This is a genomic window from Solitalea agri (genome assembly GCF_023914155.1).
Classification (GTDB): domain Bacteria; phylum Bacteroidota; class Bacteroidia; order Sphingobacteriales; family Sphingobacteriaceae; genus Solitalea; species Solitalea agri.
In genome coordinates this window covers 18,920-30,014 of record NZ_JAMWYS010000019.1, presented here as the reverse complement: position 1 = coordinate 30,014, position 11,095 = coordinate 18,920, and the positions used below count along the sequence as shown (strand labels likewise).

The 11,095-nt window shown below is 37.7% G+C and carries 7 protein-coding genes; 4 read left to right on the top strand and 3 right to left on the bottom strand.

The features are described from left to right. Positions 1-97: 97 nt before the first annotated feature. The gene (locus tag NF867_RS04400; protein WP_252586383.1) at positions 98-2,353 is read right to left on the bottom strand and encodes a GH92 family glycosyl hydrolase; all 2,256 of its coding nucleotides are present in this window, start codon (positions 2,351-2,353) and stop codon (positions 98-100) included. A 114-nt stretch (positions 2,354-2,467) separates the two neighbouring features. Beyond that, positions 2,468-5,296, bottom strand: a complete 2,829-nt coding sequence (uvrA, locus tag NF867_RS04395; RefSeq protein ID WP_252586381.1) for an excinuclease ABC subunit UvrA — start codon at positions 5,294-5,296, stop codon at positions 2,468-2,470. 254 nt (positions 5,297-5,550) lie between these two features. Between uvrA and NF867_RS04390 the strand changes: the two genes are divergently transcribed. The 3 genes from NF867_RS04390 to NF867_RS04380 all read left to right on the top strand — a co-directional run bounded on the left by NF867_RS04390 (position 5,551) and on the right by NF867_RS04380 (position 9,793). After that, positions 5,551-6,132 carry an RNA polymerase sigma factor gene (locus tag NF867_RS04390; RefSeq protein ID WP_252586380.1) on the top strand — a complete coding sequence of 194 codons (582 nt, stop codon included), beginning with the start codon at positions 5,551-5,553 and terminating at the stop codon, positions 6,130-6,132. 269 nt (positions 6,133-6,401) lie between these two features. Then, the gene (locus NF867_RS04385) at positions 6,402-7,115 is read left to right on the top strand and encodes a COG3650 family protein (RefSeq protein ID WP_252586378.1); all 714 of its coding nucleotides are present in this window, start codon (positions 6,402-6,404) and stop codon (positions 7,113-7,115) included. Positions 7,116-7,525: 410 nt separating this feature from the next. Beyond that, complete coding sequence (locus NF867_RS04380) at positions 7,526-9,793, top strand: aconitate hydratase (protein ID WP_252586377.1); 2,268 nt, start codon at positions 7,526-7,528, stop codon at positions 9,791-9,793. A 51-nt stretch (positions 9,794-9,844) separates the two neighbouring features. On the opposite strand, the gene NF867_RS04375 is transcribed toward NF867_RS04380, so the two are convergent. After that, positions 9,845-10,285 (bottom strand): hypothetical protein, encoded by a 441-nt coding sequence (locus NF867_RS04375; protein WP_252586376.1) that lies wholly within the window; start codon positions 10,283-10,285, stop codon positions 9,845-9,847. Between the two features lie 344 nt (positions 10,286-10,629). Between NF867_RS04375 and NF867_RS04370 the strand changes: the two genes are divergently transcribed. Continuing rightward, positions 10,630-10,950: a hypothetical protein gene (locus tag NF867_RS04370; RefSeq protein WP_252586374.1), complete on the top strand. Its 321-nt coding sequence runs from the start codon at positions 10,630-10,632 to the stop codon at positions 10,948-10,950. Positions 10,951-11,095: the final 145 nt, after the last annotated feature.

The following is an 11,095-nucleotide window of genomic DNA, read 5'->3' as shown; positions in this document are numbered from 1 at the left end:
GAAATTCTCAATCAAAAAATATACAGTCAATTCTCGGCAACTAAAAAGGCTGCCCCTTTTGAGACAGCCTCGTTGTTATATTATTTAGTATTACTCTTTATTTCGCTGATAGGCTCACACTCATAGACATTGGGGCATCACTCACATTCACTCCAAACTTCTTGTTTGGTGTTTTACCCATTGTGAATACCAGTACCCCTCCTTTCAATATATCTGAATGTGTGATATAAGTTTTATTATACGGTTTTCCGTTCAGGCTTGCCGATTGAATGTATATATTCTCATTAGAGTTGTTGATGGCTTTAATCGTAAACGATTTTCCTCCTGCAACATTAATTTTTGCAGAGTTGAGAATCGGACTTCCAAAAACATATACTCCACTTGCCGGATTAACCGGATAAATACCCATAGAACTTAAAACATACCAGGCACTCATTTGTCCGCAATCCTCATTACCCGAAAGACCATCAGGTTTTGCAGCATACATCGTTCTTAATATTTCTCTTACCCGCTCCTGACTTTTCCAAGGCTGACCGGCATAATTATATAAATAGGCAATATGGTGACTTGGCTCATTGCCATGAGCATACTGACCGATAAACCCAGACACATCCGGCGATTTGTTTGCACCTGTCATTTCAGAGCTTACCGTAAACAACGAATCCAATTTTGCTACAAAAGCCGTTTTACTTCCAAACAAATTAATTAAACCTTGAGGATCGTGTGGAACAAACCAGCTATGTTGCCAGGCGTTACCTTCGGTGTACTGCGATTTGGCACCATGCTCTGAATAATACGGATCGAAATTAGGAACCCATTGACCATCAGAATTCTTAGCACGCATAAAACCTGTAGATTTGTCGAACAAGTTAGCATAATAACCGGCACGGCTCATATAGATATTATAATCATCCGTTTTACCTAGTTTTTTGGCTACCTGGGCAATACACCAATCATCGTAGGCATACTCAAGGGTTATGGTAACACTCTCATCTTTTTTATCCTGTGGCAAATATTTATACTGACGATAAGCATCTGTTCCGCGGATATTTTGCATTGAACTTGCCTTCATAGCTTCGTAGGCTTTCTCATAGTCAAACCCTTTAAAACCTTTTAAAATTGCATCGGCAATTACCGGAACAGCATGATAGCCGGTCATGCAATTAGTTTCATTTCCAGCCAACGGCCAAACAGGCAATAGGCCCGACTCATTATAAAATGCCAGAAAAGAATTGATAAAATCAGGAACTCTTTCCGGTTGAACGAGGGTATACAGCGGATTTGCGGCCCTGAATGTATCCCAAAGAGAGAACACTGAATAATTTTTAAAGCCTTTTGCTTGATTAACCTGTCCGTTAGGCCCTTTATAATTACCATCTAAATCACTAAAAACGGTTGGAGCAACATAAGTATGATAAAGCGCTGTGTAAAAAATCGTTTTATTCTCTTCGGTACCACTTACATCTATTTTAGCTAACTCCTTTTCCCATGTTTGTTCCGCACTCTTCCTGGTTTTGTCAAAATCCCAGCCTTTTTCAGCTTCTAATGCTTTTCGCGCTCCTTCAATACTTGCAGAGGAAAGTGCAACCTTCATAGTTACCTGCTCCTGATCTGTTGTGGCAAAGATTAACGATGCAACCACCTTTTTACCTCTTTCGGCCTTAAAGCCACTGTTTAACCCATCTTTAACAGTTGAAAAACCTATGATCTTTTTTGACAGCTGTGCAGCGAAGAATACCCATTGATCATCGGCCCAGCCTTTTGATTTGCGATAACCTACAACAGTAGAATCATTTTCAATTTTGAGATACGTTTCTACCGGAGAGTCCCAGTTAATGGCAAAACCCAAATCAAATCTGATAGAAGCTATTTCCGACTTAGGAAATGTATATCGGTGCCACCCAACGTTTTGACTGGCCGTAAGCTCCACTTTTATTTTTGAATCATCTAAAAGCACTGAATAATAACCCGGACTAGCTTTTTCATTCTTATGCGAAAAATGCTCCCTGATTTTCGTCGAATCAACCAGTTTAATGGTAGGCATCACTGAAATATCAGCTAAATCGCCAATGCCGGTTCCGCTAAGGTGAGTGTGGCTAAATCCTGCTATTACTGAATCAGTATAATGATATCCCGAAACCCAATCCCAGCCTTGCGAACCATTATCCGGACTCAGTTGTACCATTCCAAAAGGAACAGTCGCCCCCGGATAGGTGTGCCCATGACCACCAGTACCTATAAATGGATTTACATATTCAATCTTCTTTGCTTTTTGTTGGGCAAAAATCTGACTTACCGAAACGGCCATCAGCAGCATTAAGAAGAATCTTACTTTGTTTACGTTTATATTCATGGTATACAAATTGATGTGCCCAAGTTAATGCTAAATTGTTTTAGCAAAGAAAAATCAAAGAAATTTGTCAAAATAAAACAAACAGAGGCTGATATATTATTCAGCCTCCTCTTATTATTTATGATTTAATCTTTCTTTTAAGAACTTGCCGGTATATGAATTTTCCGATTTAATTAAGTCTTCCGGAACACCTTCAAATACCAGATTACCTCCCTTTTCTCCACCTTCGGGCCCGATATCAATAATCCAATCCGCACATTTTATCACATCCATATTGTGCTCTATTACAATGATGGTGTTTCCTTGTACAATCAAGGCATCAAACGATTTCATCAATTTATTGATATCATCGAAATGCAACCCAGTGGTAGGTTCATCAAAGATGAATAAGGTATGATGGGGATTATGCCCCTTTACCAGGAACGAAGCTAATTTAATACGTTGCGCCTCTCCTCCCGACAATGTGTTAGAGGATTGACCCAGCTTAACGTAGCCTAAACCGACATCCTGCAAGGGTTGAATTTTAGCAACGATTTTCTTTTCATCAACAAAGAACTCCAGAGCTTCATCTATACTCATGTCGAGCACTTCCGAAATATCTTTCTCTTTATACTTTACATCCAGAACATGCTGCTTAAACCGTTTACCGCCGCAAGTTTCGCAGGGCAAATAAATATCCGCCATAAACTGCATTTCGATTTTCACTTCACCCTCGCCCTGACAGGTATCGCAACGACCGCCTTCAACGTTGAAAGAAAAAGCTGATGGTTTTAATCCGGATGCTTTTGCAGCAGATTGTGAAGCAAATAAATTTCGAATTTCATCATAGGCCTTAACATACGTAACCGGATTTGAACGTGATGATCGGCCAATTGGGTTCTGATCAATCATTTCGATCTGAGCCACCTTAGAAATATCACCTGATATATTATTAAAGGCGCCGCTTTGCTCTCCGGTAAAATTACCGATAGCTTTTTGCAAAGCAGGATAGAAAATTCGTTTTACCAAACTGGTTTTACCCGAACCACTCACACCCGTCACACAGGTTAGTGTATGTAAAGGAAACTTAACACTAATATTCTTAAGGTTATTCTCTCTTGCCCCTTCAATTTCAATGTAATCGGCCCATTTACGTCGTTGAGCAGGCATCGCAATTTCCTTCTTGCCCGACAGATACTGACCGGTAAGGCTATTAGCATCAGCCAAAATCGCTGAAAAATCACCTTCAAAAACCAACTCTCCCCCATTCACTCCGGCTCTCGGACCAATATCTATCAAATGGTCGGCAGCATGCATAATTTCTTCTTCGTGCTCAACCACCAGAACAGAGTTTCCGGCATTACGCAATGACTTTAAAACGCCTATTAAGCGGTGAGTATCACGCGGATGTAAACCAATGCTGGGTTCATCCAAAACATAAACCGACCCTACTAAACTACTTCCCAAGGATGTTGCCAGGTTAATACGCTGAGACTCACCACCTGATAAAGTATTCGATAAACGATTCAAGGTCAGATAACCTAAGCCAACATCATTTAAAAATCGCAAACGATTTTGAATCTCGATTAACAAACGTTTAGAAACTTGTGCATCATGTTCATTTAGTTGAATCTCATCAAAAAACGTTGAAGCTTTTTCCAGAGGCATCAGCACAATATCGGTAATAGATTTACTCGCCACTTTTACATAGCTGGCATCCTTGCGTAGTCGGCTTCCTTTACAATCAGGACAAACGGTTTTTCCTCTGTAACGGGAAAGAATAACCCGATACTGAATTTTATAGGTTTGCGTTTCAAGATCCTTGAAGAAATCATTCAAGCCTCCAAAATATCTATTTCCGGTCCAAAGCAATTCTTTTTGTTCATCTGTTAATTCGATATATGACCGATGAATAGGAAAATCGAATTTTGCAGCATTTTTAATTAAGGCTTCATTCCATTCCTTCATCTTTTCACCACGCCAAGGCGCAATGGCACTATCATAAATAGATTTCGATTTATCCGGAACTACCAAATCAGGATCGATTCCGATAACACTGCCATAACCTTCACAGGTTTTACAGGCTCCATATGGATTATTAAAACTGAAAAACTGAGGAGTAGGTTCTTCAAAACGTAACTCATCCAACTCAAAGCGATCACAAAAATGCCGCTCAATAGTTTCAGCAGAGTCTTCGATTTTAAATTGAAGGTAAGCATCTCCTTTCCCCTCGAAGAAAGCCGTTTGAACAGAATCTGAAATTCGGTTTAATGTATCTTCCTCACGGTCGACAATAATCCGGTCAACCAATATTCGCAATTCACCTTCTTTTAATGGATGATTAGCATCAATTGATTTATCATCAAGCAGATCTTCAATTTTCGAAATACTCCCATGGTAAGCCACCCTTTTAAAGCCCTTCTGTAGTAAAACAGCTAGTTCTTCTTTTAATGCACGATTATTATGCGGGTGAAGCGGGCAAAAAACATTTACCGCAACGTCATCTGCCAACGACAAAACAAAGTCGGTTACGCTGGTAACGCTGTCTCGTTTTACTTCCTGACCCGAAATGGGAGAATAGGTTCTTCCAACGCGTGCAAAAAGCAGTTTCAGGTAATCATAAATTTCAGTAGAGGTTCCAACTGTTGAACGAGGGTTGGTCGCATTTACCTTTTGTTCAATGGCAATGGCAGGCGCTATTCCTTTTATATAGTCCACCTCCGGTTTGTTCATCCGCCCCATAAACTGGCGGGCATAAGCTGATAAACTTTCAACATACCGGCGTTGACCTTCGGCATACAAAGTATCAAAAGCTAAGCTCGATTTTCCCGAACCCGACAAACCGGTTATTACTACCAGCTTATTTTTGGGAATGGCCACATCCACATTTTTTAAATTGTGAACTCTCGCGCCTTTTATCACAATGTGCGTTTTTGCACTTATCTCGTCAATATTTTTGCTCATTAAAACCGTTTGAAAAAGGTATGATTTGGAAAAATTGCCCTAACTGAAAGATTTAGCAAAACTGCATAATTTCAACGCTCAATAAAAATATATTATATCGAACAATTGTCCATGTAACAAAAATATATTTTTGATTTTTTGAAAATAGTCGTTTATTTGTGATATAACCCAAAAATAACAGGAGGAAATTATAGGCTAAAAATCTACACGACTTAAACATTTTTTTTAATTAAGAGTTAACCTAGATAGAGCCCATGAACCGCCATCAAGCTAGCGATCAACACCTGATTCACAATTACCTTAAAGGTAATGAAGCTGCTCTCGAAATTCTAATAAATCGTCATAAAGCCAAGATTTACACTACTATCTATTTGCTTGTTAAAGATTCTTATTTAGCTGAGGATATTTTTCAGGATACCTTTATCAAAGTAATCAACACCTTAAGGGCCGGCAAGTATAATGAAGAAGGTAAATTCTTACCTTGGGTTTTACGTATTGCCCACAACCTTGTTATTGATCATTTTCGCAAAGACAAACGAACTCCGGTAGTAACTACAATTGATGGTCATGATATTTTTAACATTCTCCATTTTGTTGATGAGAATGCTGAAGACAGAATGATCCGTGAGCAAAACATTGCTGATTTACGTAAATTAATTTTGATGCTTCCTGAAGAACAACGTGAAGTATTAATCATGCGTCATTATGCCGATTTAAGTTTTAAAGAAATTGCCGACATTACCGATGTAAGCATCAACACTGCACTTGGTCGTATGCGCTATGCGTTAAATAACTTGCGCAAAATGATGAACATTAAAGAAGAAAGTTTAAAATAGATTAATAAGTCAAATAGACCCTATTTAAATAAAACGCCTTGACAATAAATCAAGGCGTTTTCAGTTTAAAACAAATTGTGGGATCAGTATCAACAGTATCACTGTACTTTGTGCTTCCTACTTTGTACTTTATCATAAAGTTGGCCAACGCAATTGTTGCATAAATCTGTTGCTAATACTGTTTAAAAGTTGAATATTGTGGCTTATTTGCTTTTGTTTGGCTATTATTAAATGAATATAAAACCAATTGAATAACAACCACTTAAACCATGACCTCAAAAACTGTCATTAAATCATCTTTTACCCTTCTTGGTGTATTAACAGCTATCATTATCATGTTCTCTTGTCAGAGTGGCAAAAAATCTGACCAGAGCTTAGGAGAGGATACTGTATATGTTAAAGGGCTTTATGTTCATTCTGAAAAGCTCGACAGCTTGAGAGATTGTGTGGATACCTCTTTAGTCTTCTTTGTAAAAGATGAAACAGGTACACTGGCTAAACGTTATGATAGTTTACCGGTAATTAAACACAGAGATGAAGCAGTTTTGGTTGAAGTAAAGGGTATTATTAGCAAAACAACAAATGATAGCATAGCCAAAACACTCCCTAAAACGTTAAAAATTTATGAGGTTCGTCGTTTAGAGCATAAGAACTTCCAAAATGTTTGTATTCCGTATGATTTTTGGGCTTTAGGAAATGAACCTAACTGGAATCTTGAGATATCAAAAGCAGAGGATCTCATTGCTTTTGAAGTTTTTAACTCGCAAAAGGGTTATAGATTTAAATACAAAGAACCAAAACTAAGCAAAGACACTACAACCTGGACTTACGAAACCCGTAGCAAAGAAGACAAAGCAAACATTCGTATTATCATTCGCAAGCAAGAGTGCTCCAACACCATGACTGATACAAAATATAAGTTCAGTGCAGAAGTATTAATCAATGGTCAAAACTTTAAAGGCTGCGCCATCTCCTGGAAGTAGGCATCGAATTACTTGAATGTTATCTCAAGCTTAACAATTAACTATTTAACAATAGTGTAATACAACAACTATAAACCTATTGAACCTACACTCCTCCTTAATGTTGATATATTGTTCTATTGAATTAGAACACAAGCAATAGAACAATATAGCAATACGGCAATTTCACTCATTGCTCCCTTATTTATTCTCTATTTAGAATATTTACAAATAAGCAAAACCCTTTATAAATAGCGATTCTAAACTGATTTTTTGTAAATTCGCAATGCTTAAATTATGAATTTCATAAAGTTTGATTTAAAAACTTTCACAATTCTTCCAAGCCATCTCTAAATTTCGCTAAAACCTTCTGTCCAAACAGAGGTTATTAAATTAAGTCCATTATTAAAAAACATAAAATACTCATAAAAATGGCGTTTGACATAGAAATGATTAAGAAGGTTTATGAGCGCATGCCTGCCCGTGTTGAGGCAGCACGTAAGCTTGTAGGCCGTCCGTTAACACTTACCGAAAAAATTCTTTATTCACATTTATGGGATGGAAATCCTGCTACCGTATTTGAGCGTGGAAAGTCATATGTTGACTTTGCTCCTGACCGTGTAGCAATGCAAGATGCAACTGCTCAAATGGCATTGTTGCAATTTATGCAAGCAGGTCGCCCGAAAGTGGCTGTTCCATCAACTGTTCATTGCGATCACCTTATTACTGCTAAAGTTGGTTCGTCAGAAGACTTACATACTGCTGAAGTTTCTAATAAAGAGGTTTACGACTTCTTATCATCTGTTTCAAACAAATATGGCATTGGTTTCTGGAAACCAGGTGCTGGTATCATTCACCAGGTAGTTTTAGAAAACTATGCCTTCCCAGGTGGCATGATGATCGGTACCGACTCACACACAGTAAACGCAGGTGGTTTAGGTATGATTGCTATCGGTGTTGGTGGTGCTGATGCTTGTGACGTAATGGCTGGCTTACCTTGGGAATTAAAATTCCCTAAATTGATCGGTGTTAAGTTAACTGGTAAATTAAGTGGCTGGACTGCTCCAAAAGATGTTATTTTGAAAGTAGCTGGTATTTTAACTGTAAAAGGTGGAACTGGTTGTATTGTTGAATACTTTGGCGAAGGTGTGACTTCAATGTCATGTACTGGTAAAGGCACCATCGCAAATATGGGTGCCGAAATAGGCGCAACCACTTCAACTTTCGGTTATGATGAGTCAATGGAGCGTTATTTACGTTCAACTGATCGTAATGAAGTTGCCGATTTGGCCAATGGAATTAAACAACACTTAACAGCAGACGCTGAAGTGTATGCTAATCCTGAAAAATATTTCGATCAATTAATCGAAATCAATTTAGATGAATTAGAGCCTCACTTAAATGGTCCTTTCACACCTGATTTAGCGACTCCTATCTCTAAAATCAAAGAAGAAGCTGAGAAAAATGGCTGGCCAACCAAAATTGAAGTAGGTTTGATCGGTTCTTGTACCAACTCTTCGTATGAAGATATCTCTCGTGCTGCTTCATTAGCCAAGCAGGTTGCTAATAAAAACCTGAAAACTAAAGCTGAATTTACAATTACTCCTGGTTCGGAGTTAGTGCGTTATACAATTGAGCGTGATGGTTTCTTAGAAACATTTGATCAGATTGGTGCTAAAGTTTTTGCTAATGCTTGTGGACCATGTATTGGCATGTGGGCTCGTGTAGGTGCCGAGAAAGCTGAGAAGAACACTATTGTACACTCTTTCAACCGTAACTTCGCTAAACGTGCTGATGGCAATCCAAATACGTTTGCCTTTGTAGGCTCTCCTGAATTAGTTACTGCTTTAGCAATTGCGGGTGATCTTACATTCAACCCTGCAACTGATTATTTAATTAACGAAAAAGGTGAAAAAGTTAAACTAGACGCTCCAACCGGCGACGAGCTCCCTGTAAAAGGCTTTGCAGTTGAAGACGCTGGTTATCAAGCTCCAGCAGCAGATGGAAGTGGTGTAACTGTTGCGGTTTCTCCAACTTCTGATCGATTACAATTATTAGACCCTTTTGCGGCTTGGGAAGGCACTGACTTAAAAGGCTTAAAACTTTTGATCAAGGCAAAAGGCAAATGTACTACTGACCATATCTCTATGGCGGGTCCTTGGTTAAAATACCGTGGTCACTTAGACAATATCTCAAACAACATGTTGATTGGTGCAGTTAACTTCTTCAATGAAAAAACTGACAACGTTAAAAACCAATTAACTGGCGAATACGGTCCTGTTCCTGCCACTCAACGTGCATACAAAGCAGCTGGTATTGGCTCAATTGTAGTTGGCGATGAAAACTATGGTGAAGGTTCATCTCGTGAGCATGCTGCAATGGAGCCTCGTCATTTGGGTGTGCGAGTGGTGTTAACTAAATCGTTTGCTCGTATCCACGAAACCAACCTGAAAAAACAAGGTATGCTAGGTGTTACTTTTGCTAACCCAGCTGACTATGATAAAATTCAGGAAAACGATGTTATCGATATCATTGGCTTAACTGAATTTGCTCCGGGTAAACAATTAACAGTTGTTTTACACCATGCTGATGGTTCTACTGAGCAATTCGCTGTTAATCATACTTACAATGAACAACAAATCGAATGGTTTAAAGCCGGTGGTGCATTAAACATTATTCGTAAACAAGTTGTGAACTAATAATTTCAACTTTAAAAAAAGAAAACCCGGCTAAAAACCGGGTTTTTTTATTTATTGGAACTTAAGCTCTCTCAACAACTTGGTTCCGACGATATCTCTCATATCTACCCTCGATACCATTATCTTCTTTTGAACATCTTCATTCCCAACTGTTTTCAACTCCAATGCATCCATTTTATCACTCAAACCGTCGAGCGCTGCCATATTTTTATATTCAACCAAAATGAGCATATTCCAATCGCCTTGGCCACTGGCATCTCCTGAAAGTATTTTATAAGAGAGCAACAGCCCCTGCTTCATTGCTTCGTCATACAGCTTCCGCAACCCTCCATTTAAACTCTTAAGGTAATCCTCCCCCATTCCAGGTTTTACCCTGATCATAGTGACATCCCAAACAGAGCTTTCAACATAAGGTTTCATGGATTGAGAATTAGCAGTATAGGCGATACAAATCAAGCCTATCATTACTACATAGGTTTTAATTAATTTCATAAGTCCTCCTTTCTAAAGGTGAGTTAAAGTAAAATTTTGGAAATAGATGGAAGTAGAAAGATTTTGAATGGAAGTAATTGAACTAAAGTTAATTATAATAAAACATAAATTAACTAAACTATTTAAGTATCTTCTATAAACTGTGGTAAACTTTTCTCATAATTAAAATTTCATTGTTAAATCTAACTTCAGAAATTGTTATAAAATTTTACATAAAGTTTATAAAGCAAAACAATAGTTTTCAACCTCATGGTTTGTCAAAATATTTTTCCAAAAAACTAATAATTGGTATGGTTTTATTAGATAATAGTACTAATATAGCAGTACAAATAAACCACTAAATCATGAATAAATTTATTCAACTTTTTGAATACCTGACCAGCCTGACAAAGAAGGGTTATAATTACACCTTTGAGCTAACCAGTACCGGAATAAGATTAATTGAGAAAAACCTGTTTTTCAGTCCTGATAAATTCACCATTAAAGAATATTATAAACTTGATGGGATAAAAGACCCCAAGGACGCCTCATTAATCTTTGCAATAGAATCAAATGACGGATTATTTAAAGGTGCATTAATTACAGCTTACTCAGCATTTAATGAATTCCTTTCGGCCGATTTAATTAAAAAACTTGCTTTACACCCAAAGCCATTGAACAACTAATACATTTAAATCAAAATAATTTGAAAGCGTATATCAAAAAAAGATATACGCTTTCTTTTTTCCATACATCTGATCCCTCAAAAAAAGCCTGTCCAGATTCTATTTAACTAACTAATCACCAGCGAGTAATGCTTAATAATTAGAA